This is a genomic window from Paraburkholderia sp. BR10936, assembly GCF_040965735.1.
Classification (GTDB): Bacteria; Pseudomonadota; Gammaproteobacteria; order Burkholderiales; family Burkholderiaceae; genus Paraburkholderia; species Paraburkholderia nodosa_A.
Genome location: NZ_JBFRCM010000002.1, coordinates 56,955 through 81,258 on the forward strand (window position 1 = coordinate 56,955; position 24,304 = coordinate 81,258).

General features: G+C 67.7%; 15 protein-coding genes. 8 read left to right on the top strand and 7 right to left on the bottom strand.

What is annotated here, in order from left to right; all coding sequences use genetic code 11:
* Positions 1-18 precede the first annotated feature (18 nt).
* The 6 genes from treS to treY all read left to right on the top strand — a co-directional run bounded on the left by treS (position 19) and on the right by treY (position 14,907).
* Positions 19-3,351, top strand: a complete 3,333-nt coding sequence (gene treS / locus AB4Y36_RS03730; RefSeq protein WP_256094466.1) for a maltose alpha-D-glucosyltransferase — start codon at positions 19-21, stop codon at positions 3,349-3,351.
* The gene (gene glgB / locus AB4Y36_RS03735; RefSeq protein ID WP_368605180.1) at positions 3,344-5,560 is read left to right on the top strand and encodes a 1,4-alpha-glucan branching protein GlgB; all 2,217 of its coding nucleotides are present in this window, start codon (positions 3,344-3,346) and stop codon (positions 5,558-5,560) included. The genes treS and glgB overlap by 8 nt, the downstream gene beginning before the upstream one ends.
* Before the next feature lie 68 nt (positions 5,561-5,628).
* On the top strand, positions 5,629-7,848 hold the full coding sequence (glgX, locus tag AB4Y36_RS03740) for a glycogen debranching protein GlgX (RefSeq protein WP_342946982.1): 2,220 nt from the start codon (positions 5,629-5,631) through the stop codon (positions 7,846-7,848).
* A 26-nt stretch (positions 7,849-7,874) separates the two neighbouring features.
* Positions 7,875-9,776 carry a malto-oligosyltrehalose trehalohydrolase gene (treZ, locus tag AB4Y36_RS03745; protein ID WP_368682342.1) on the top strand — a complete coding sequence of 634 codons (1,902 nt, stop codon included), beginning with the start codon at positions 7,875-7,877 and terminating at the stop codon, positions 9,774-9,776.
* Positions 9,773-12,028 (top strand): 4-alpha-glucanotransferase, encoded by a 2,256-nt coding sequence (gene malQ, locus AB4Y36_RS03750; RefSeq protein ID WP_368682343.1) that lies wholly within the window; start codon positions 9,773-9,775, stop codon positions 12,026-12,028. The genes treZ and malQ overlap by 4 nt, the downstream gene beginning before the upstream one ends.
* Positions 12,025-14,907, top strand: a complete 2,883-nt coding sequence (gene treY / locus AB4Y36_RS03755; protein ID WP_368682344.1) for a malto-oligosyltrehalose synthase — start codon at positions 12,025-12,027, stop codon at positions 14,905-14,907. The genes malQ and treY overlap by 4 nt, the downstream gene beginning before the upstream one ends.
* Before the next feature lie 18 nt (positions 14,908-14,925).
* Here the strand turns inward: treY and AB4Y36_RS03760 are convergent, their stop codons facing one another.
* Together AB4Y36_RS03760 and AB4Y36_RS03765 are read right to left on the bottom strand one after the other, a co-directional pair.
* Positions 14,926-16,338, bottom strand: a complete 1,413-nt coding sequence (locus tag AB4Y36_RS03760; RefSeq protein WP_368682345.1) for a hemolysin family protein — start codon at positions 16,336-16,338, stop codon at positions 14,926-14,928.
* A 125-nt stretch (positions 16,339-16,463) separates the two neighbouring features.
* Entirely contained in the window at positions 16,464-17,225 is a 762-nt protein-coding gene (locus tag AB4Y36_RS03765; protein WP_368682346.1) for a sensor histidine kinase, read from the bottom strand.
* Positions 17,226-17,379: 154 nt separating this feature from the next.
* Between AB4Y36_RS03765 and AB4Y36_RS03770 the strand changes: the two genes are divergently transcribed.
* Together AB4Y36_RS03770 and AB4Y36_RS03775 are read left to right on the top strand one after the other, a co-directional pair.
* The gene (locus AB4Y36_RS03770) at positions 17,380-17,721 is read left to right on the top strand and encodes an FKBP-type peptidyl-prolyl cis-trans isomerase (RefSeq protein WP_028202932.1); all 342 of its coding nucleotides are present in this window, start codon (positions 17,380-17,382) and stop codon (positions 17,719-17,721) included.
* 54 nt (positions 17,722-17,775) lie between these two features.
* Positions 17,776-18,579, top strand: a complete 804-nt coding sequence (locus AB4Y36_RS03775) for an AraC family transcriptional regulator (RefSeq protein WP_069261371.1) — start codon at positions 17,776-17,778, stop codon at positions 18,577-18,579.
* A 15-nt stretch (positions 18,580-18,594) separates the two neighbouring features.
* On the opposite strand, the gene AB4Y36_RS03780 is transcribed toward AB4Y36_RS03775, so the two are convergent.
* From AB4Y36_RS03780 to folC, 5 genes are all read right to left on the bottom strand, one after another.
* A complete protein-coding gene (locus AB4Y36_RS03780) occupies positions 18,595-19,470 on the bottom strand; it encodes an MOSC domain-containing protein (protein WP_069261372.1) in 876 nt (291 codons plus the stop codon).
* A 277-nt stretch (positions 19,471-19,747) separates the two neighbouring features.
* Positions 19,748-21,292, bottom strand: coding sequence for an amidophosphoribosyltransferase (gene purF / locus AB4Y36_RS03785; RefSeq protein WP_069261373.1), 1,545 nt, complete (start codon positions 21,290-21,292; stop codon positions 19,748-19,750).
* A 125-nt stretch (positions 21,293-21,417) separates the two neighbouring features.
* Positions 21,418-21,912, bottom strand: a complete 495-nt coding sequence (locus AB4Y36_RS03790; protein ID WP_069261374.1) for a CvpA family protein — start codon at positions 21,910-21,912, stop codon at positions 21,418-21,420.
* 7 nt (positions 21,913-21,919) lie between these two features.
* Positions 21,920-22,843: an SPOR domain-containing protein gene (locus AB4Y36_RS03795; protein WP_368682347.1), complete on the bottom strand. Its 924-nt coding sequence runs from the start codon at positions 22,841-22,843 to the stop codon at positions 21,920-21,922.
* A 61-nt stretch (positions 22,844-22,904) separates the two neighbouring features.
* Entirely contained in the window at positions 22,905-24,215 is a 1,311-nt protein-coding gene (folC, locus tag AB4Y36_RS03800; RefSeq protein WP_342946974.1) for a bifunctional tetrahydrofolate synthase/dihydrofolate synthase, read from the bottom strand.
* Positions 24,216-24,304 lie beyond the last annotated feature (89 nt).

Here is a 24,304-nt window from a genome sequence, read left to right on the forward strand (position 1 = left end):
CGGCGCGGCAAGGCGTCGATGCTGTCCGACGACCCGCTCTGGTACAAGGACGCGATCATCTATCAGGTGCACGTGAAATCGTTCTTCGATGCGAACAATGACGGCGTGGGCGACTTCCCTGGCCTGCTCGCGAAACTCGACTACATTGCCAGCCTCGGCGTCACGGCGATCTGGCTGCTGCCGTTCTACCCCTCGCCGCGCCGCGACGACGGCTACGACATCGCCGACTATCGCAACGTGCACCCCGACTACGGCCAGCTCGCCGACGTGCGCCGCTTCATTCAGGAAGCGCATGCGCGCGGCATGCGCGTGATCACCGAACTGGTCATCAACCATACCTCGGACCAGCACCCGTGGTTCCAGCGCGCGCGGCGCGCCAAGCCCGGCTCGAATCATCGCAACTACTACGTGTGGTCCGACACCGACCAGAAGTACCTGGGCACGCGCATCATCTTCATCGACACGGAGCCGTCCAACTGGACGCACGACCCCGTGGCCGGCGCGTACTACTGGCACCGCTTCTATTCGCACCAGCCCGACCTGAACTTCGACAATCCGGCCGTGCTGCGCGAAGTGCTGCAGGTCATGCGCTTCTGGCTCGACATGGGTATCGACGGGCTGCGTCTGGACGCCGTGCCCTATCTCGTGGAGCGCGAAGGCACGAACAACGAGAACCTGCCCGAAACGCACGGCATTCTCAAACGGATCCGCGCGGCCATCGACGAGCACTACCCGAACCGCATGCTGCTGGCCGAAGCGAACCAGTGGCCGGAGGATGTGCAAGAGTACTTCGGCAACGAAGACGAATGCCACATGGCGTTCCACTTCCCCCTCATGCCGCGCCTCTACATGGCGATTGCGAGCGAGGACCGCTTCCCGATTCTCGACATCATGAAGCAAACGCCTGACTTGCTGCCAAGCTGCCAGTGGGCGATCTTCCTGCGCAATCACGACGAACTCACGCTCGAAATGGTGACGGACTCCGAGCGCGATTACCTCTGGAACACCTACGCGAGCGACCGGCGCGCGCGCCTGAACCTCGGCATTCGCCGGCGTCTCGCGCCGCTCATGGAGCGCGACCGCCGCCGCATCGAACTCATCAACTCGCTGCTGCTCTCCATGCCCGGCACGCCCGTGATCTATTACGGCGACGAACTCGGCATGGGCGACAACATCCACCTGGGCGACCGCGACGGCGTGCGCACGCCGATGCAGTGGTCGTCGGACCGCAATGGCGGCTTCTCGCGCGCCGACCCCGAACAGCTCGTGTTGCCGCCGCTCATGGGCTCGCTCTATGGGTACGACGCCATCAACGTCGAAGCGCAAAGCCGCGATCCGCATTCGCTGCTCAACTGGACGCGTCGCATGCTCGCCACGCGCCGCGCAAAGCAGGCGTTCGGGCGCGGCACGATCCGCTTCCTGCGGCCCGCGAACCGCAAGATTCTCGCGTACCTGCGCGAGATGCCCGGCGAAGCGCCGATCCTCTGTGTGGCGAACCTCTCACGCGCGCCACAGGCGGTGGAACTCGATCTTTCCGAATTCGCGGGCATGTCCCCCGTCGAAATGACGGCCGACTCCGTGTTTCCGGCCATCGGGCAACTGCCTTATCTGCTGACTTTCCCGCCCTACGGCTTCCTGTGGTTCCTCCTGAGCGCCGGCGATCAGCGGCCTTCGTGGAGCCAGCCGACTTCGGAGCAATTGCCCGAGTTCGTGACCGTGGTGATCCGCGAAGGGCAAACCGGTGCGACGCCCGAAAACGTGCGGCTGCTCGAATCGGAAGTGCTGCCTTCGTGGCTCTCGCGTCGCCGCTGGTTCGCCTCCAAGGACAAGCCGCTGCGCTCCGTGCGCCTCGCGGCGCTCACGACGATTTACGGCGCGGGCTTCGCGTTCACAGAAATCGAGGCCGAGCTGGCGGACGGCACGAGCGAGCGCTACGTCCTGCCGATCGCCATTACCTGGGGCACCGAAATCACCACGCCGCTGCACATTCAGCTCGCGCTCTCGCGCGTGCGGCGCGGCCGCACGGTGGGCTATCTCACGGATGCGTTCTCGCTGCCGTGGTTCGCCTATGGCGTGCTGCGCAAGCTGCGCGAGCGCGCCACGGTACCCACCGTGCAGCAGAGCACGATCCGCTTCGAGCCGACCGAGCGACTCGACGAACTCGACCTTGGCGAGACGCCGGAGGTGCGCTGGCTCGCGGCTGAGCAGAGCAACAGCTCGCTCGTGATCGCGGAAACCCTCGTGCTCAAGATCGTGCGCCGGCTGATGGCGGGCGTGCACCCCGAAGCGGAAATGAGCCGCTACCTCACGAAGCTCGGCTACGCGAACACGGCGCCGCTCTATGGCGAAGTGGTGCGTGTCGATCCCGCGGGCGTACCGCATACGCTCATCATCGTGCAGGGTTTCATCGACAATCAGGGCAATGCGTGGGACTGGGCGCTCGACTATCTGCGCCGCACGATCGACGAACTCGCGCTCGCCGTGGACGACGACACGAGCGTCGACCAGGCGCACGAGGAGGAAGCCGTGCACGGCTATTGCGCGGTGATCGGCGCCATCGGCAAGCGCCTGGGCGAGTTGCACGCGATGCTCTCCCAACCCAGCGACGACGAAGCCTTCGCGCCCGTTGCCGCCACCCCCGACGACGTGCGCAACTGGATTGCCGACACCAAGACCATGCTCAACGAAGCACTCGACATCGTCGCGCAGCATACGGGCGAAGACGAGCAAACGCTCGACGAAGACGCGCGCGACCTCGCGCGCAGCCTGATCGATCGCCGCAAGGCGCTCGTCGCGAAGATCGACGAACTCGTGCCCGACGACACCAAGGCCGCGCGCATCCGCATCCACGGCGATTTCCACCTGGGCCAGGTCCTGCTTTCCCAGGGCGACGCGTATTTGATCGACTTCGAAGGCGAGCCCGCGCGAGCGCTCGACTACCGGCGCGCCAAGACCTCGCCGCTGCGCGACGTGGCGGGCCTGTTGCGCTCGCTCTCGTATGCGGGCGCCGCCGCGCAATCGACGCTCGAAAACGCGCCGCAGCAAGTCGTCGATCGCAAGCGCGCCCTGTTCGAGCGCTTCCGCGGCTATGCGGCCGAAGCATTCCTGAGCCAGTACCGCGCGGCCGTGGCAGAAGGACCGCTCACGCTCGTCAGCGCTTCGCACGAGCAGGCGCTGCTCGACCTGTTCCTGATCGAGAAAGCGGCATACGAGATCCGCTACGAGGCGGCCAACCGTCCCACCTGGCTCGCGCTGCCGGTACGCGGTCTCGCGGCGCTGGCGGCACGCGTGCTCGGACTCACCCCTACGCAGTCCACGCAATCGCATTCCGGCGGAGGTGGCCATGGTTGAGCGCGCGGCCCAAGCCGGGCTGAATCTCCACGACGCCGACGCACTCGCCGGCGCGTACCACTCCGATCCTTTCTCCGTGCTCGGGCTGCACTGGGTGGACGGCGCCCCTTACGTGCGCGCATGGCTGCCGAACGCCTCAGGCGCGAGCGTGGTGGCGCGCGACCGCGCCCACACGCTCGGCGAACTCTCGCTCGTGCACCCGGCAGGCCTCTATGCGGGACCACTCGCGGAAGCGGTGCCCTACCGGCTCGTGGTCGACTGGCATGGCGTGAGCCAGGAAATCGAGGATACCTATTCATTCGGCCCGCAGCTATCGCACGAAGCGCTGGTGCGTCTCGCAGACGGGGACCCCTACGCGGTGCTCGAATGCCTTGGCGCGCGGCCCTTGACCTGCGACGGCATCCCCGGCGTGCGCTTCGCGGTCTGGGCGCCGAATGCGAAGCGCGTCTCCGTGGTGGGCGACTTCAACGCGTGGGACGGGCGGCGTCACCCCATGCGGCTGCGCCACGAAGCCGGCGTATGGGAGCTGTTCATTCCGCGTGTGGCGGCCGGTGCGCGTTACAAGTACGAGATACTCGGCGCGCGCGGCGCGGTCCTGCCGCTCAAGGCCGATCCCTGTGCGCTGCAGACGGAGTGCCCGCCGGGCACGGCTTCGATCGTGGCGCCCGTCGAGGCGATCGACCACTACGCGTGGCGCGATCACGAGTGGCTGCAAACGCGCGCCGAACGGCAGAACGCACGCGCGGCCATGTCGGTCTACGAGGTCCATGCGCCTTCATGGCTGCCCACGCAAGGCGCCGATGCCCCCGCGCCCGACTGGGGCGCGCTCGCCGAGCGCCTGATCCCCTACGCGCAGGGCATGGGCTTCACGCACATCGAATTGCTGCCCGTGGCGGAACACCCGTTTGGCGGCTCGTGGGGCTATCAGCCGCTCTCGCAGTTCGCGCCCACCGCGCGCCTTGGCGCGCCGGTGGACTTCGCGGCGTTCGTCGACCGCGCGCACGAAGCGGGGCTGGGCGTGATTCTCGACTGGGTGCCCGCGCATTTCCCGAACGACGCGCACGGTCTAATCGATTTCGACGGCACGGCGCTCTACGAGCATGCCGACCCGCGCGAGGGCTATCACCCCGACTGGAACACGATGATCTACAACCTGGGACGCCGCGAGGTGAGCGCGTTCCTCGTCGCTTCGGGCCTTGCGTGGCTCATGCGCTATCACGTAGATGCGCTGCGCGTGGACGCGGTCGCCTCGATGCTCTACCGCGACTATTCGCGTGCGCAAGGCGAATGGGTACCCAACATCTACGGCGGTCGCGAAAATCTCGAATCGATTGCGTTTCTCAAGCGCCTCAATCACGAAACGCAATATGTTCCGCAACGCCCCGGCGTCATCACCATTGCTGAGGAATCCACAGCATGGCCGGGCGTCACGGCGCGCCCCGAGGATGGCGGCCTCGGCTTCCAGTTCAAGTGGAACATGGGCTGGATGCACGACACGCTGCACTATATGCACGAAGACCCCGTCTATCGCCGCTATCACCATCACCTGATGACGTTCGCGATGGTCTACGCGTGGTCCGAACGCTTCGTGCTACCGCTGTCGCACGACGAAGTGGTGCACGGCAAAGGGTCGCTGCTCGGCAAGATGCCGGGCGACCGCTGGCAGAAGTTCGCGAACCTGCGCGCGTATTTCGGCTTCATGTGGGCGCACCCCGGCAAGAAGCTGTTGTTCATGGGCGGCGAGTTCGGGCAGATGGCCGAATTCGATCACGACGGCACGCCGCACTGGAACCTGCTCGACGACCCGCTGCACCGCGGCGTGCAAACGCTCGTGCGCGACCTGAACCACCTCTACGCGAGCGAGCCCGCGCTCTACACGCTCGACTCGGAACCCGGCGGCTTCGAATGGCTGGTGTCCGACGACAGCGAAAACAGCGTGCTCGCGTGGCGCCGCGTGGACGGATCGGGCCGCGAGATCGTGGTGATCTGCAACTTCACGCCGGTGCCGCGCCACGGCTACCGCATCGGCATGCCGCAGCCGGGACAGTGGGAAGAGGCGCTCAACACCGACGCCGAAGTGTACGGCGGCTCGAATATGGGCAACGGGGGCCTCGTCAGCACGGAGAGCGTGGTGAGCCACGGCAAGCCGCAGTCGGCCGCACTCGTCCTGCCGCCGCTCGGCACGCTGATCCTGCGCCTGCGCCGCTAAGGCGGCGCAGCGGCGGGATTTGATCAGGAACCCGATGCAAAACGAAGAACAACAGATGGAGCATCGTCATGGCAAACGGTCCGCCTGAGCGCCTGCTGCCCGGCTCCCCCTGGCCGCTCGGGGCGACGTGGGACGGACTCGGCACAAATTTCGCCGTGTTCTCGGCCCACGCGTGGCGCATCGAGCTGTGCCTCTTCGACCCCACCGGCCGCAAGGAGCGCATTCGCTACACCTTGCCCGAATGCACCGATGAGGTGTGGCACGGCTATCTGCCGGGCGCGCATCCCGGCACCGTCTATGGCCTGCGCGCGCATGGGCCCTATCAGCCGCATCTGGGGCACCGCTTCAATCCGCACAAGCTGCTGCTGGACCCTTACGCGAAGCAGCTCATCGGGCAGTTCCGCTGGTCGGACACGCTCTATGGCTATCGCGCGCATTCGAACCGCGTGGACCTCTCGATCGACCGGCGCGATTCCGCGCCGGCCATGCCCAAGTGCGTGGTCGTGAACGACAACTTCGACTGGTCGCGCGACCGGCGGCCCAACACACCGTGGGGCGACACCATCATCTACGAGGCGCATCTGCGCGGTCTGTCGATGCAGCGTTACGATTTGCGCACGCACATGCGGGGCACCTTTGCCGGGCTGGCCGCGCCGCGTTTCATCGACCATCTGCACAACCTCGGCGTGACGGCCATCGAGATCCTGCCGGTACACGCGTTTCTCTCCGAGCGCTTTCTGATCGACCGCGGATTGCGCAACTACTGGGGATACAATTCGGCCGCGTTCTTCGCGCCCGAGCCCAGCTACCTCGTGGGCTATGACACCGACGAAATGCGCATTGCCGTGCGCCAGCTTCATGCGGCGGGTATCGAAGTCATTCTCGACGTGGTCTACAACCACACCTGCGAAGGCGGCGAAATGGGCCCCACCGTCTCGTGGCGCGGCCTCGACAACGCCAGCTATTACCGCTGCGTGCCTGGCGACGAGCGCCACTTCATCAACGACACGGGCTGCGGCAACACGCTCGACTTTTCGCATCCGCGCGTGCTGCAGATGGTCGCCGATTCGCTGCGCCACTGGGTCACGTCATATGGCATCGACGGCTTTCGCTTCGACCTGGGCGTCACGCTCGGGCGCGAGCCCGCGGGCTTCGACCCGAACGGCGGCTTTTTCGACGTGCTGCGCCAGGACCCCGTGCTTTCGCAATGCAAGCTGATTTCCGAGCCGTGGGACGTGGGCCCGGGCGGCTATCAGCTTGGCAACCACCCGCCCGGCTTTTCCGAATGGAACGATCGCTTTCGCGACAGCGTGCGGCGCTACTGGCGCGGCGCGCCGGGCCAGCGCGCCGACCTCGCGGCGCGCCTGACCGGCAGCGCGGATCTGTTCGACAAACGCAAGCGCCGGCCCTGGGCGTCGATCAATTTCGTCACCTCGCACGACGGCTTCACGCTCGCCGATCTCGTTTCGTACGAGCGCAAGCACAACGAAGCGAACGGCGAAGAGAACCGCGACGGCCACAATGAAAACTGGAGCGCGAACTGGGGTGTGGAAGGCCCGACCGACGACCCCGCCATCCTCGCCACGCGCGCACGCGTGGGCCGCTCGATGATGGCCACACTCCTCATCGCGCTCGGCACACCCATGCTGCTCGCGGGCGACGAGGCTTGCCGCACCCAACGCGGCAACAACAACGCGTACTGCCAGGACAACGACATTTCGTGGTTCGACTGGGCGCTCGCCGAAACGCCCCAGGGCAAGGCCATGACGCGTTTCACCGCGCGCGTGATCGCGCTGCGCCGCGAACATCCGCTGCTGCACGAAACGCGCTTTCTGTTCGGCGAGCGCGAGCTGATGCCCGGCGTGCACGACATCGACTGGTTCGACGAACGCGGCGAGCCGCTCTCGCCCGAGGCCTGGCACGACCCGGAAGCGAGCGCGTTCACCATGCGACGCGCCGGAGCGGGACTCCACGGCCAAATGGAAGTATTGTTAATGATGCTGAACGCCTCGCAGGGCGCGGTGACGTTCGTCGCGCCCGCGCCGCGCATGGCATGGGAGGTGCTGCTCGATACCGCGCGGCCCGACGCAGTGCCCTACGCGCTGCCCGACACGACGTACGAACTGGCCGCGCGCGCGCTCGCCGTGCTCTGCGCCCGTCCGGCGCGTGCCGACACGCACCGGCCAGCGGGCACGCGCGGCGACGCGGCCACGCCGGACCCGCGCCGCACGCCGGGCGCCTCCGGGTCGGGCGCCCCCGCGGGCCCGGACCAAGCCGCCGCTGGATAGGAACAGGACGCAACCAGGAATCCACCATGTCCCCGCTTTCGCACGATCCGCACGCCCGCCAGTACATGCATTGCCTGCCGTTCGGCGCGCAGCTGATCGGCGCGGCGCACTCGCAGCCGCATACGCGCTTTCGTTTCTGGGCGCCGTCGTGTCAAACGGTGCAGGTCGTGTTCGAGAACGTGAGAGACGCGCCGCCGCTCGACATGACGCCGACCGGTAACGGCTGGTTCGAAGCGCAGGCGTCGTGCGGGCCGGGCACGCTGTACCGCTACTGCCTCGACGGCCAGCAACGCGTACCCGACCCCGCATCGCGCTTCCAGCCGCAGGGCGTGCATGGGCCGAGCGAAGTGCTGGACCCGCGCGCGTACGCCTGGCAGCATGCGCACTGGCAAGGACGCCCCTGGGAAGAGACCGTGATCTACGAGCTGCACGTGGGCGCGCTGGGCGGCTATCAGGGTGTAATGAAACGTCTGCCCGCGCTGGCGGCGCTCGGCGTGACGGCCGTCGAACTCATGCCGCTCAACGACTATCCGGGCGAGCGCGGCTGGGGCTACGACGTCGTGCTGCCTTACGCGCCGCACGCGGCCTATGGCAGTCCTGACGAACTGAAAGCGCTCGTCGATGCCGCGCATGGGCTGGGGCTGCAGATGTTCATCGACGTCGTGTACAACCACTTCGGCCCCGACGGGAACTGGCTCGGCCTCTACGCCAAACCGTTTTTCCGCCAGGACGTGAAGACGCCGTGGGGCGAAGCGCTCGACTTCGACCGCTTCGAAGTGCGCGACTTCTACTGCGACAACGCGCTCTATTGGCTCACGGAATATCGCTTCGACGGTCTGCGCATCGACGCTGCACATGCGATCGGCAACACCGACTGGTTGCGCGAGCTGGCCGACCACGTGAAGGCGCGTGTCGAGTCCGGCCGCCATGTGCACCTGGTGCTCGAAAACGAGCACAACGAAGCCAATCTGCTCGAATCGCACTTCAGCGCGCAATGGAACGACGACGCGCATCACTGCTTTCACGTGCTGCTCACCGGCGAGTCGGAAGGCTACTATCGCGCCTTCGAGGATTCGCCCATCGGCAAACTCGCGCGCGTGCTCGGCGAAGGCTTCGTGTACCAGGGTGACCCGTCGCCCGTGCACGGGGGCAAGCCGCGCGGCGAACCGAGCGCGCACCTGCCGCCCACCGCGTTCGTGATGTTCCTGCAGAACCACGACCAGATCGGCAACCGCGCAATGGGCGACCGGCTGCGCACGCTGGCCGACGACGACGCCCTGCGCGCGGCCACGGCAATGCTGCTGCTTTCGCCGCAAATTCCGCTGCTCTTCATGGAGGAGGAATACGGCTCGACGCAGCCGTTCCAGTTTTTCACCGCCTTCACCGGCCAGCTCGCCGATGCGGTACGCGAAGGCCGCCGCAGCGAATTCAAGGCATTCGGTGCGTTCAACGACGAAGCGAGCCGGGCGCGCATTCCCGATCCGAACGATCTGCAGACCTTCGTGAATTCGTCGCCGCTGGCCGACGCGCCGCTCGACGGCGAACGGCTCGAATGGATGCACTTCTATAAGTCGGCGCTATGCGTGCGGGCGCACCTGCTCATGCCGCGCTTGCGCCACGCGCGCGCGCTCGGCGCGACCGTGCTCGCCGACGACGCTGCGAACGGTCTCGCCGCGCTCGTCGCGCGCTGGCGCCTCGACGATGGCGAAACGCTCACGATCGCGCTGAACCTGGGCCGCGACGGCGTCCCGCTCGAGCCGCGGCCCGAAGGCATGGTGATATTCGAAACGCCGCCACGTGCGCGCGACCTTGCCGACAATGGCGTGCTGCCCGAGAGCGCGTGCATTGCATGGCTCACCGGCAACGTGCCCGAGTACTCGAGCGAACACGACGCGCGCATCGTGCATCGCGAGGAGCCCAACGCATGAGCACGGCGCGCCGCAGCGACACGCTCGCGACACTCGCCGCACGCGCGGGCTTCGAGGTCGAATGGACCGACGCACACGGCGCCGTGCAGCGCGTGCCCGACAGCACGCTCTCCGCTCTGCTGGAATGCGCGGGCCTGCCTTGCGCCAACGCCACGCAAATCCGCCAGAGCACCTCCGCACTCAATGCGGAACAGTCGACGCGGCGACTGCCGCCGCTCATCACCGCCGAATACGACAGCGCGATCGAACTGCCGCCTTCTGCCGTACGCGCGGGCAGCCACTATCGGATCGACCTCGAAAGCGGCGAGCACATCGAGGGCCGCTTCACCTCGCCGCGCGGCGAGAGCGCGTTGCTCGCGCCGCTTGCGGAGCCGGGCTATCACACGCTCACCGTCAATGACCATCGCCTGACGATCGCGGTCGCGCCGCCGCACTGCCATACCGTCGCCGACGCCTGGCGCGCACGTCACGGCGACAGCGGCACAGTGCCGCCGCTGTGGGGCCTCGCCGCGCAATTGTACGGACTCCGACGCAACGGAGACGGCGGCATCGGCGACTACAGCGCGCTCGCCGCGCTCGCCGCGCAAAGCGCGCGGCGCGGCGCGCAGGCGCTCGCGGTGAGCCCGACCCACGCGATGTTCAGCGCCGAGCCGGGTCACTTCAGCCCCTATTCGCCGTCGTCGCGCCTGTGGGTCAATGTCGCGCACATCGACCCCGCTGCGGAATTCGGCGCCAAGGCCGCGCACGACGCGAGCGCGGCCGCGAATGCGCTCGACGCGTGGCGCGAACTCGAAGCCGCGCCGCTCGTGGACTGGCAGCGTGCGTTGCCGCTCAAGCTCAAGGTGCTGCGCGCGCTGTTCGAGCGCTTCGACGCCGACGAGCGCGCGAGCGGCTCGCCGCGTGCCGCCGCCTTCGCCGCGTTCTGTGCGCAGGGCGGCGAGGCGCTCGAAGACCACGCGCGTTTCGAGGCGCTGCAGGAAGCCATGCTGCATGGTCCCGGCGGCGAGCGCCACTGGCGCGACTGGCCCGAGCCGCTGCGCGACCCGCGCAGCGCCGACGTGGCGACGTTTGCGCAGGAGCACCGGCGCGAAGTCGACTTTCACCGCTTCCTGCAATGGCTCACAGCGCTCGGGCTCTCGGGCGCGCAGCGCAGCGCGCACGAGGCCGGCATGGCGATCGGCCTCGTCGCCGATCTCGCCGTGGGCTGCGACGGCGCGGGCTCGCACGCGTGGTCGCTGCCGCAGGACATGCTGCAACGCGTTTCGGTCGGCGCGCCGCCCGACATCTTCAACCAGGCCGGGCAAAGCTGGGGGCTCACGACGTTCTCGCCGCGCGCCATGCACAACAACGGCTTCCGCGCGTTCATCGACATGCTGCGCGCGGCCTTCGCCCATGCGGGCGGTGTGCGCATCGACCATATTCTCGGGCTGCGCAGGCTCTGGCTCGTGCCCGAAGGCGAAAGCGCGCGCCACGGCGCGTATCTGCGCTATCCGTTCGACGACCTCGTGCGGCTCATCGCGCTCGAATCGTGGCGGCATCGCGCGATCGTGATCGGCGAAGACCTCGGCACCGTGCCGCCGGGGCTGCGCGAGCGGCTCGCCGCGCACGGCCTGTATGGCATTCGCGTGCTGTGGTTCGAGCACGACGGCAAGGGCTTTCTCGCGCCCGCGCGCTGGGACCCGCACGGCGTCGCGACGACCACCACGCACGATCTGCCGACCGTCGCGGGCTGGTGGAGCGGCGCGGACATCGACTGGCGCAACCGCATCGGCCAGACGCTCCCGCGTGCCGACGGACGCGACCCCGTCGCGCTCGACCGCGCGCGGCGCGCGACGGATCGCGTCGCGCTCTGGCATGCGTTGCAGCACAGCGGGCTCGCGCCGCGCGACACCGAACCGCCGCCGGCCGACGAGCCGCCCGTGAATGCCGCGCTCGCCTATGTCGCGGCAACGCACAGCCCGCTCGTCACCTGCCCGCTCGAAGACCTGCTCGCGTTGTCCGACCAGCCGAATCTGCCCGGCTCGATCGACGAGCATCCGAACTGGCGCCGCCGCCTGCCGCTGCCCGTCGAGACGCTGTTCGCCGATCCGGCCGTCGCCGCGCGCGTCGAAGCCGTCGTACGCGCACGCGGGGCCGTTGCGCGCACGCGCGCCGAGCCGAGCGCCGGTGCAGGCGCGAGCGACGCCAACTCAACCGCGAACTCAACCGCCAGCTCGGCGCCAGGTGCGACCGAAAAGAAGCCGACGCCATGACACACCCTCGCGCGACGCTGCGCCTGCAGCTCCATCACGGCTTCACGTTCGCCGACGCGCTCGCGCAGCTCGACTACTTCGCCGCGCTCGGCGTGAGCCATCTCTACCTTTCCCCCGTCACGACCGCGCAGCCCGGCTCGATGCACGGCTACGACACCGTCGACTACGGCACGGTGAGCGCGGAACTGGGCGGCGAAGGCGCGCTGCGCCGCTTCGCCGCGAAAGTGCACGAGCGCGGCATGGGCATCATCGCCGACTTCGTGCCGAATCACATGGGCGTGGGCGGCGGCCACAACGCCTGGTGGCTCGACATCCTCGAATGGGGACGTCACAGCGCGTACGCGCGCCACTTCGACGTGGACTGGCACTCGCCCGACCCCGCCCTGCGCGGCAAGGTGCTGATGCCGTTTCTCGGCGCCCAGTACGGCGAAGAACTCGCCGCAGGCCGCATCGAGCTGAAGTTCGATCCCGCCGCCGCGCGCTTTTATGTGCAGTACGGGCCGCACGTGTGCCCGATCTGCCCGACCGATTACGCGACGCTCCTGCAGTCCGCGAACCGCGCCGATCTCAACACGCTCGCCGGACCATTCCAGGGCCTCACGACCCAGCCCGACGACCAGGCGCGCGCCAGCGCCGGTCGCGACGCGCTGCGCGCGTTCGTCGAGCGGGTCGGCACGGACCCCGTCGACTTCGTTCTGGAATCCTATGCAAGCGGCGACCCGGTGCCGCGCGAGCGGCTGCACCGCCTGCTGGAGCGCCAGCACTTCCGGCTCGCGTGGTGGCGCACGGCCACCGACGAGATCAACTGGCGGCGCTTCTTCGACATCACCGCGCTCGCCGGCGTGCGCGTGGAACGTCACGACGTGTTCGAGGCCGTGCACAAGCTCGTGTTTCGCCTTTACGCCGACGGCGTGATCGACGGCCTGCGCATCGACCATATCGACGGGCTCGCGGACCCGCGCGAGTACTGCGAACGCCTGCGGCAGCGGCTCGCCTCGCTGCGCGCCACGCCGCCCTACATCGTGGTCGAGAAGATCCTCGCGCAAGGCGAAACGCTGCGCGACGACTGGCCCGTGCAAGGCACGACCGGCTACGACTTCATGAACGACGTGGGCGCCTTGCTGCACGATCCTGCAGGCGCAGCGCCGCTCGCCGAGGCGTGGGCCGCCATCTCCGGCGACGACCGGCCGTTCGCGGCCTACGCGCTCGACGCGCGCCGCGAGATGCTGGCCGCCTATCTGCCCGCGGAACTCGACCACGTGACGCGTGCGCTGCACCGCATCGCGCGCGAACTCCCGGGCACGCGCGACACCACCTATGCGTCGGTGCATCGCGTGGCTGCCCATCTGGCCATGTACTTCCCGATCTACCGGATCTATCCGGCGAACGGTTTGCGCAGCGCGCTCGACAACCGTTATTTCGACGTTGCGCTCGACGCCGCGCGCCGTGCACTGCCGCGCGCGAGCCTCGCGGCGCTCGACCTCGTCGACGGCTGGCTCGGCGGTCGCGCCCCCGAACCTGCCGCGAACAACGCCAGCGGCGGCGGCGGCAACAGTGGAGGCAGCGCCGCCAGGACGCCACGCGCCGCGCCAGCCGGGGCGAACGCGGGTGCGGGCGGCAACCAGGGGAATACGCCGCTCAGCCACGCGCTCATCGCGCAGCGCACAGCGCTCGCGCTGTTCTCCCAGCTCACCGCGCCGCTCGCGGCGAAGGCCACGGAGGACACGGCGCTCTATCGCTACGGCCGCCTGCTCTCGCGTAACGAAGTGGGCGCGGACCCCGACGATTTCGCGCGCACGCTGCATGACTTTCACGCGACGAACCGGCTGCGCCAGCGTCGTCCTTATGGGCTGCTCGCCACGGCCACGCACGACCACAAGCGCGGCGAGGACGTGCGGGCGCGGCTCGCCGTATTGAGCGAGATGGCGCTCGACTGGAGTGCCACGCTGCGCGCCTGGTCGACGCTGAACCAGACGCATCGCCGCAACGAAGGGACGGCCGGCGCGGCATGGTCGCCGGGACCGGCCGCCGAGGCGATGCTGTATCAAACGCTGGTGGGCTGCTGGCCGCCCGAACTGGACCCGGGCGACGAAGCGGGCGTGCATGCGCTGGCGGAGCGCGTCTCGACGTGGCTGCTCAAGGCGTTGCGCGAAGCGAAGCTGCGCACGAACTGGCTCTCGCCCGACGAAACCTATGAGGCGGAGTGCCAGGCATTTCTCTTCGATATCCTCGCACCGCAACGGCGCGACGGCTTTCTGCAGGCGCTGGCCGAATTCGTCGCGCGTGTGGCGCCCGCTGGCGCACTCAATACGCTGCTGCAAACGGTGCTGCGGCTCACCTCGCCGGGCGTGCCCGACCTCTATCAGGGCACCGAACTCTGGGACTTTAGCCTCGTCGATCCGGATAACCGGCGGCCCGTCGATTACGCCGCCCGCGCGGCCGCGCTCGATGAGCAGGCGCCCGCCGCGAAGCTGAAGGACTGGCGCAACGCCCAGGTGAAGCTGGCCACCGTGCACCGCCTGCTCGCGCTGCGAGCGCGCGCACCCGAACTGCTGCGCGAAGGCGACTATCTGCCGCTTACGGTGAGCGGCGCGCAGGCCTCGCATGTGATCGCTTTCGCGCGCCATCACGGCGACGCGTGGGCCATCGTGATCGGCACACGCTTCGCGGCGGGCTTGCTGGATGGCGACACCCCGCTCGTCGCGCCCGAACGCTGGGAAGATACGACCGTCGAGTTGCCCAAAGGATGCGCGCCAGCCACGCTGCACGACTGGCTCAGCGACGCCACGCACACGGTGCGCGAAGGCGGGACGCTCGCACTGCGCGACATCCTGGGTGCAATGCCCGTCGCGGTGCTCGCCACACTCGCGCGCAGCTAGGCCGCACGCGAGGCGCGCTTAGCCGCCCTCGTCCTCGAGATCTTTCGGATACACGCGCACGAGCACGATGCGCGGCCCCTTCATTTTCTTCACGACGATATCGAAGCGGTCGAACCCGACGCGCTGCCCTTCGGTGGGCAGGTCGTTGAGCGCATGAATCACGAGGCCGCCCACCGACTCCGCGCGCCCTTCGTCGATATCGATGCCGAGCGCCTGCTCCAGCGACACCACCGGCAGGCTGCCGCGGCCCATCAGCGTGCCGTCGTCCATGCGGGTCCAGTCGGTGTCGGCCTGGTGAAACTCGTCGTGAATCTGGCCCACGAGCGCGCCGAGCAGGTTGTCGAGCGTGAGAAAGCCGACGGGGCGCGCGTTCTTGTGCCCCACCAGCGCGAAATGCGGCGCGCCCTTGCGAAAGCGGCGAAACAATGCCAGTGCGGGCGTCTCGGGCCGCACGTATTGCACGGGGCGCACGAACTTGCCGAGATCGCTGAGGGCGTTACCCGCCTCTCGGGCGAGCAGCAGGTCCTTCAGGTGGATGAGGCCTGCCACGCGCTCGCCCGCGGCGTCTTCGAACAGCGGGTAGCGGCTGAAACGATGGCGCGCCACGATCTGCATGTTCTCGCGCAGCGACAGGTCGCGGCGCAGGCCCACCATCTCGTGCGTCGGCCGCATGAGGTCGGAAATGGTGAGGCGCGAGAAGTCGAGCGAATGGGCAAGCGTGTTCCATTCGTCGGCGCTATAGGCGTTCGCGGCGGGTGCGGGCAGCAGCGGCACCGCGCCGTTTGCACTCTTTGCGCCGCGCGGCTCGTGCGTCGCGTCATGCGCCTCGGCCTCGGCCTGGGCGGCGGCGCGGCGGCTGCGCAGGATCAGCTTGAGTTCGTCGGTCGAATAGTGCGTGTCGTGGCCGTGCTCCGACGACAGGCCCGCGAGACGCAGCACCGCGTTCGCGCTCGTATTGAGCACCCAGATCGCGGGATACATGGTCCAGTAGAAGCCGTAGAGCGGCATGGCCGTCCACAGCGAAATCTTCTCGGCCTGGCGGATGGCGAGCGATTTCGGCGCAAGCTCGCCCACCACGATGTGCAGGAACGAAATGACCGTGAACGCGAACACCAGCGAGATGGCGTGCACGAGTTCCGCCGATTGCACGCCGAGCAGTTCGAACACCGGCGCGAGCAACTGCGCGAACGCCGGCTCGCCGATCCAGCCGAGGCCGAGCGAAGCGAGCGTGATGCCGAGCTGGCACGCGGAAAGATAGGCATCGAGCTGGCCGTGGACCTTGGCGAGCAGTCGGCCGCGCAAGCCGTGCTGCTGAGCGAGGGCCTGCACGCGCGTGGCGCGCAGCTTGACGAGGCCGAACTCGGCCGCGACGAAGAAACCGTTGAGGGCAACGAGCAGGAACGCCCCGATGAGGGCGAGAAGCTGGCTCAAGACACAAGGCTCCGAGGGACGAAGCGCTCAGTATAAGGCTGCAAGGTGGATGAAAGATGCGGCGGGCTCAAGCCGGCCCGCCGCTCACGCGGCAGTCGGTCAGAGGCGATCCGGCTCGACCCTGCTCACGCGCCGCTCAGCGGCACATTCAGTACGAGCACCATCTCCTCGCCCTCGCCCACGAGAGCCGGCGCCTCGAAGCGTCCGCCATGCGCCTCGGCCACGCGATGGCACAGCGCCAGCACCCAGGCGTAGCGACCCGCTTCCTGCTGCTCGCTCGCCTGAGCGCGCGCGAACGGTTCCAGCACGTGCGCCAGCGCGCCGTCGGTGAGCGCCGCACGCGTGGCGCGCCATTGCACTTCGAGTTGGGCGGCAGTGGCGCTCGCGCTCGCCGCGAGCGTCACGCTGGCTCCCTGAGCACTCGTTTCCGCCGCGAACACCAGCATCAGCCACAGCGCCTGCGCAATGCGCTCCCGGTCGCCGTCGAGCGTCGCCGCGCCTGTCGCGTCCTGCACGGCGAATGTCACGCCGCGCGCATCGCCGAGCGCGGCGCGGGCGTCATCCACGGCTTCGCCGAGCAGCGCCGCGACGGCGAACGGCGCGCGCTCGATACGCAGCTTGCGCGTCTGCGCGCGCGTGGTATCGACGAGCGTTTCGAGCAGCCGGACCTGCTGCTCCACGCCCGTGCGAATGCCGCCGAGCGCACGTTGCGCGGAGGCGTCGGCGTTGTCGATCTTGCGTTCGAGCACGTAAGCCCAGCTATGAATTGCATTGAGCGGACTGCGCAGATCATGCGAGACGCGCGAGAGCACGTGGTCGCGCATGAACAGCGCTGCTTCGGCGCACAGGCGCGCCGTGCGCTCGGTACGGTTTTGCGAAGTCGACATCTGATTCCTCGTGTTTCGCCACAAGCCGGGCGAGCGGTCCCCATTATAGGCAGCGCGTAGTGAGCAACCGGCGTGCCCGACGAGCCGCCGCCCGCCCGGCCCTGCAAAGCGCCTACAATAACGGGTCCAACCTATCCGAATCAGGAGTTTTTCCATGTCTATCGTGACCACCGAATCCGGCCTCAAGTACGAGGACCTGACCGAAGGCACCGGCGCCGAAGCCAAGGCCGGCCAGACCGTCAGCGTGCACTACACCGGCTGGCTGACGGACGGCCAGAAGTTCGATTCGAGCAAGGACCGCAACGACCCGTTCGCGTTCGTGCTGGGCGGCGGCATGGTCATCAAGGGCTGGGACGAAGGCGTGCAGGGCATGAAGGTGGGCGGCGTGCGCAAGCTGACGATTCCGCCGCAACTGGGCTACGGCGTGCGCGGCGCGGGCGGCGTGATTCCGCCGAACGCGACGCTCGTGTTCGAAGTCGAACTGCTCGACGTCTGATGCCCGCTTGACGCTTCACGGCGCTCGCCTTATTTGCAATCGCAACCGGTCATCATGAATCCGCATCACCACGCTCCCGTCACCGCGCCCGGCGTCGAACTGCGCCGCTACGGCGCGATCGAGGAAACCGATCTGCACGATTTTCACCAGATCGTGCTCGGTCTCGACGGCGAAATGGAGATGACCGTGAACGGCCGGGGCGAGCGCATCGACAGTTGTTCCGCGTGGCTCATTCCGGCGGGCGCTCGGCATGACTACATGGGTATTGGCGATAACCGCCAGCTCGTGCTCGACCTGCCCGCGGCAACGCTCGCGGTGCCCGAACGGCTGTTCGACACCGCGCGCGCCGTGCGCCTCGACCCCGCGCTCACGCAGCTCGTGAATCAGATCGCGCAGCGCGCCGCCGCAGCCACGCCGCCGCGCGACAGTGCCGACCTGCGCGCGCGCCGCTTTCACTGGGACGCCTCGGCGCGTCTGTGCGCGGCTTTCATTGCACAAACCGGCGTGGCGGCCAGCGCCCAGTTCAGCGCGGCTGCCGGGCTGGACTTCGCGCGCATCGACCGGTGGCTGCGCGCGCATCTCGCCCAGCCGCTGCGTATTGCCGATCTCGCCGCGCATTGCGGCTTCGGCATGCGGCGCTTTCATCAGCTTTTTATCGAAGCGTTCGGGGAGACGCCGCATCGCTATTTACAGCGGCTGCGGCTCGACACGGCGCTCACGCTGCTCGCCGACCCGCGCGCCTCGCTCACCGACATCGCGCTCGAAGTCGGCTTCGGCGACCAAAGCGCGTTCACGCACGCATTCACGCGCCGCTTTGGGCTCGCGCCCGGCCAGTGGCGCGCGCTGCCGTCACACTGAGCGCGCAAGCGCCCCTCAATCGTCGAAGCGGTATTCCCACTCGGCGCGTGCGCCCACCGTCACGTGCTTGCCCGCGCCCGTCACGACCATCGCGTTCTGGCCGAATGTGAGGCCGCCGTCCACGCGCGGATCGGCGCGGAACACGGCCAGCGTGTCGAGCGGTTCGGTGGGCCATTGCGCGTCGCGCTCGCCCGATAGCTGATCGATCGTCGTGATCGGGCAGCGCGCGCAGGGCTTCACGAAACGCAGCACGACCTCTTCGCCGCCTGTAGCCGATTCGATGGTGAGCGTGTCGATGAAGTCTTCCTCGAATGCGTCGCCAATGTCACCGACGACGATGTTCGGACGAAAGCGCGCCATCGGCACTGGCGGCGCGCCCTTCGCCGCGAGGCGCTCGTTGAGTTGCGCGAGCGACGCCTCGCTCGTCACGAGAATCGGAAAGCCGTCGGCAAATTGCGTGGGCGCGTCTTCGCCGTTCGTCCACTTCTTGCTCGCGAGACGCGTCACGTCATGCGCGAAGCGCAGCAGCCGCACCGGCACGCCTATCGCCTGCGTGAACCACTGCGCCGCGTGATCGCCTTCGTCGAGCGCCTCGAAATCGTCGTCCCAGACCGTCGCCGGCACGCGCGCCTCGCCGCCGCGCTGCGCGAACGGCAGATGGAGCGCTTCGCTCATGCCTTCCATGGTGAGGCGCACGCCGTCTTCGACGAACGCGGGCACGATGCGCGCCATGGCGGCGTACTGGCGCTGCGTGACGAACCGGCCGTTCTCGTCGGCGACCATCCAATGGCGGTCCCACTCGATGCCCTTCAGGCCGAGCTGCGCATCGTCGAGCGCGATCGCGCCGCATGACTTCACGGGATAGACGAACAACGCACGAACGATGGGCATGGCGAACTCACGGGAAAGAAAAAGGAAATGGGCCGGGCAGCGCCCGACCCACGATGATACAACCCCTGCTTAAAACTACTTACTGCGCCGCATCGAGCCCGCGTGCGAGATCGTCCGCGAGCTAAGGTGTCGTCGATGTTCGTGTTCTCCGTGTGCTGAACAATCAGGCTTCGATCCTGCACGCGCAGGCGCAAAAAAGCCCGCTTTTGCGTCGGCAGAAAGCGGGCTTTCGGAATCGGCGCAAACGCGAGCCTCACGCTCGCGTTTGCCGAAGGGATCACTCCACCGAGAGCTGCAGGTGCAATTGCGAGCGGGAGCCGCCGTCCATCGCGTCGCTCGCGGCGTCGCGGTCCGATTGCGCCTGGGGCGCGAGGCGCGCGGTCTCGATGTTGTCGAGGTAAGTGCTGGTGATGTCGCCGGTGATGTAGTCGCCGTCGAAGCACGAAGCCTCGAACTGCTTCAACTCCGGATTGATGTCGCGCACTGCCTGCTTGAGCGAGTCCACGTCCTGATACACGAGGTAATCGGCGCCGATGATGCGCGCCACTTCGTCATCGGTGCGGCCGTGCGCTACGAGCTCGCCGCGCGTGGGCATGTCGATGCCGTAGACGTTCGGGTACTTCACGGGCGGCGCCGCCGAAGCGAAGATCACCTTGGTCGCGCCGGCGTCACGCGCCATCTGCACGATTTCCTGAGAGGTGGTGCCGCGCACGATCGAGTCGTCGATGATCAGCACGTTCTTGCCCTTGAACTCGATGCCCATGGCGTTGAGCTTCTGGCGCACCGACTTCTTGCGCATGGCCTGGCCCGGCATGATGAAGGTGCGGCCCACGTAGCGGTTCTTGAAGAAGCCTTCGCGATATTCCACGCCGAGCTTGTTCGCGACCTGCATGGCCGCAGGGCGCGACGAATCGGGAATCGGCATCACCACGTCGATCTTCACGTCGGGCAGCTCGCGCTTGATCTTCTCGGCGAGATAGTCGCCCATGCGCAGACGCGCGTTGTACACGGGCACGCCGTCGAGGACCGAGTCCGGACGCGCGAGATACACGAGTTCGAAGATGCAGGGGTTGAGCGTCGGCGCCGTGGCGCATTGCTGCGAGTAGAGGTTGCCGTCGAAGTCGATGAACACCGCTTCGCCCGGGCGAACGTCGCGCACGAACTCGAAACCGATGCCTTCGAGCGCCACCGATTCCGATGCGAGCATCCATTCGGTGCCTTCCGGCGTTTCCATCTTGCCGATGCACAGCGGGCGAATGCCGAACGGGTCGCGGAACGCGAGCAGGCCGTAGCCGGAGATCAGCGAGACGATCGCGTACGAGCCACGCAGGCGGCGGTGCACACCCGCAACCGCCTTGAAGAGCGCGGCCGGGTCGAGCTCGAGGCCCGAGGTCGCGAGCTGCACTTCGTGCGCGAGCACGTTGAGCAGCACTTCGGTGTCGGAATGCGTGTTGATGTGGCGGCGATCCACACGGAACATCTCTTCCTTCAACTGTTGCCAGTTCGTGAGATTGCCGTTGTGAGCGAGGACGATGCCGAACGGCGCGTTCACGTAGAACGGCTGGGCTTCTTCTTCGCTCGACGCCGAGCCGGCCGTCGGGTAGCGCACCTGGCCGATGCCGCTGGTGCCGGGGAGGCTGCGCATGTTGCGCGTGCGGAACACGTCGCGCACCATGCCGTTGGCCTTGTGCATGTGGAACGTGCTGCCGTTCGCGGTGGCAATGCCGGCCGCGTCCTGACCGCGGTGCTGCAGCAGCAGCAGCGCGTCATAGAGGAGCTGGTTGACGGGAGAGCGGGAAACTACGCCTACGATGCCGCACATGGCAGGTCCTTCAAAAAAGCGAAATCGGTCGCGGGTCACCCGGCTTCATTCACACCGGTCGAGCGCCGCAAATGGGCAGTGTTGCCGGGAAGCTGCGCCTCGCATCGCGTCCGATCAGTTTCTGATCAGACGTGAACGTAGGCCGCGAGCGCCTCGGGCAACAACGGTTTCAGTTCGAGCACGCCCTGCACGGCATAAGGCCGAAGCAGCGCGTGGCGCCAGAAGTCCTGCTGGGGCAGCTCGGTCAGCCCGCCGAGGACGACGAGGATCAGCACCAGCACGACGCCTCGCACGAGGCCGAACATCATCCCGAGCGAACGGTCCACGCCGGACAATCCGCTCACCTGCACCAGACGGCCGATCAATGCGTTGCCCACGCCGGCCACGAGCACCACGGCAATGACGATCAGCGCGAAGGCGATCAGCCACTGGGTCAGCGCCCCGCCCGGCCAGTTCGCCGGAATCCAGGGCACTACGTGATCTACGTAGCGGCAGGCCACGAGCAACGCCGCGATCCAGCCAATCAATCCAAAAATCTCGCCGATCAAGCCCCGCCATGCGCCGCGCAGCGCCGACAGGCCCATCACCGCCATTACAGCGTAGTCGAATGCGGTGAACATCGACGGCTTATTCCGCGTTGGCGTTCGAGCCCGCCATCAGGCCGGCGCCACGCACCTTGGCGATCGCCGCCGTGGCCGAGGCGCGGTCCGGGACCGGGCCCGCGCGCAGCAGCGTGCGCGTCGTGCCGTCTGCTTCCTTACGCTGTTCGGTATATGCGGGTACTCCCGCCGCTTTCAACTTCGTTACCCAATTGTTCGCCGTCGTGCCGTTCGAGAACGCGCCGAGCTGCACCGCGAAACGCGCGCCCGGGGGCGTCGCCGGGGCGCTGGACTCGGCCTTCGCGCCATTTGCGCCGCCGGTGTCGGCGGCGTCGTTTGCGGCAGTCGTCGGCTTGCTGTTCGCGGCGACGGTCGCGCTGGCCGACGCGGCCGGCTTGGCAGCGGGCTTTTGCGTTTGGGCGGTTTGCGTCGACTGGGCGGGAGCGGCTGCCGCCTGTGCGGGCCTTTTGGCAGCCGGTGCCGGCGTGTTGACCGTGCTTTGGGCGCTCTGCGTGGCCGCGGCGCCCGAAGCGGCCGCGAGGCCCGACGCACCTGGCGTCGCTTCAGCGGCTGCGGGATTGTCGGGCGCGACGCCGGCCTGCGTGTCTTCGGCGTCGTGCTGGCGCGCGGCGGCCTTGTCGACCGGGCGGCTTGGAATGTCGATGGCGATGTCGTCGGTGACGGGCTTCGGGTGCGAATCGAGCACCATCGGCAGGATCACGATGGCCGCGAGCACGAGCGCGATCGCGCCGACGAGACGCCGGCGCGCGCGTTGCTTTTCAGGGAGTGTGGGGTCGAGCAGCATCGCCTCGGCGTCGCCCGACCGGTCCGGCCGGCGGCTGCGCCGCTCCACGCGCGTGCTTTGGTTGCTGCGCCGGCTGGAGCCGGACTCGGTGCCGCGCCGGCGGGGCGCGTCAGCGTCATCTTTCTTGCCGAACGAGAAAATTCCCATGTATGGCTTGCTGTTGGCCTACCTGGCCTGTCTTACGTGGGCGGCGTACGGTGCCGGGCGGTCAGTGCTGCTGCGACTTTCGCCAGGCCATCACCCCGGCAACCGTCAGAAAACTTCCGAAAACAATAATTCTATCATTTTCGGTTGCACGTTTTAGCGCATCTTGGAACGCGGCAGCGGGATTTTCATAGCGTGTGACGCTGCTGTCGGCGCCGTCCGTCACGCCCGCATCGCGCAGCACTTCTTCGAGCTGTTCGGCCGTGGCCGCCCGCGGCAGCGGCAGGTCGGTCACACACCAGTGGTCGATCTCGCCCTTCAGGTGCTCGATCACGCCTGCAATGTCCTTGTCGCGCATCGCGCCGAACACCGCGTAGGTGTACGGGAAATAGCCCATGCTGCCGAGGTTTTGCGCGAGCACGGCCGCCGCGTGCGGGTTGTGGCCGACGTCGAGGATGATCGAAGGCTTGCCTGGCAGCACCTGGAAGCGCCCTGGCAGTTCGACGTTGGCGAGGCCGAGGCGGATGTCTTGCGCGGAAACCGGCAGGCGGTCGCGCAGCGACTCGAGGCCCGCGAGCGCGGCCGAGGTGTTGATCAGCTGGTTCGCGCCGCGCAGCGCCGGATAGGCGAGCGCCGAGCGCCGCATCGTCGGGCCCACGTAGCTCCACTGCTGGCGCTCGTTGCCGGGCTGCCCTTCGTAGCGGAAATCGCGGCCGAAGAGCCAAAGTTCGGCACCGATCGCCTCGGCATGGTCGATGAGCGACTGCGGCGCCATCGGATCGGCGCAGATCGCAGGCTTGCCCGCACGGAAGATGCCGGCCTTCTCGAACGCGATCTTCTCGCGCGTGTCGCCGAGATATTCCGTGTGATCGAGGTCGATGCTCGTGATGATCGCGCAGTCGGTGTCGAGCACGTTGACGGCGTCCAGACGCCCGCCCAGACCCACCTCGAAGATCACGGCATCGAGCCCGCGCGAGGCGAACAGATGCATGATCGCGAGCGTCGTGAACTCGAAGTACGTGAGCGTAACGGGCGTGGCGAGCGAATTGCGCGCGGCTTCCACGGCCTCGAAGTGCGGCAGCAGCTCGGCGTCGCTGGCCTGCTGGCCGTCCACGCGCGCTCGCTCGTTGAACTCGAGCAGATGCGGCGAGGTGTGGCAGCCCACGTGATAGCCCGCCTTGAGCAGGATCGTTTCGAGAATCGCGCAGGTCGAGCCTTTCCCGTTCGTGCCGCCCACCGTGATGATCGGGCAGTCGAACTTGAGGTCCAGCGCGTCCTTCACCTGACGGATGCGGTCCAGCCCCATGTCGATGCCGACCGGATGCGCAGTTTCGAGGTGCGTGAGCCACGCGTCGAGGGTGGGAAAGGTACTCATCAGGATAGAAATTGCCAGGTGCTGCGCGTGAGACGCCGCCAACGGCGGAGGGTTCACGCGAATGATCCGCTTCGAAAGAACGGCATTAT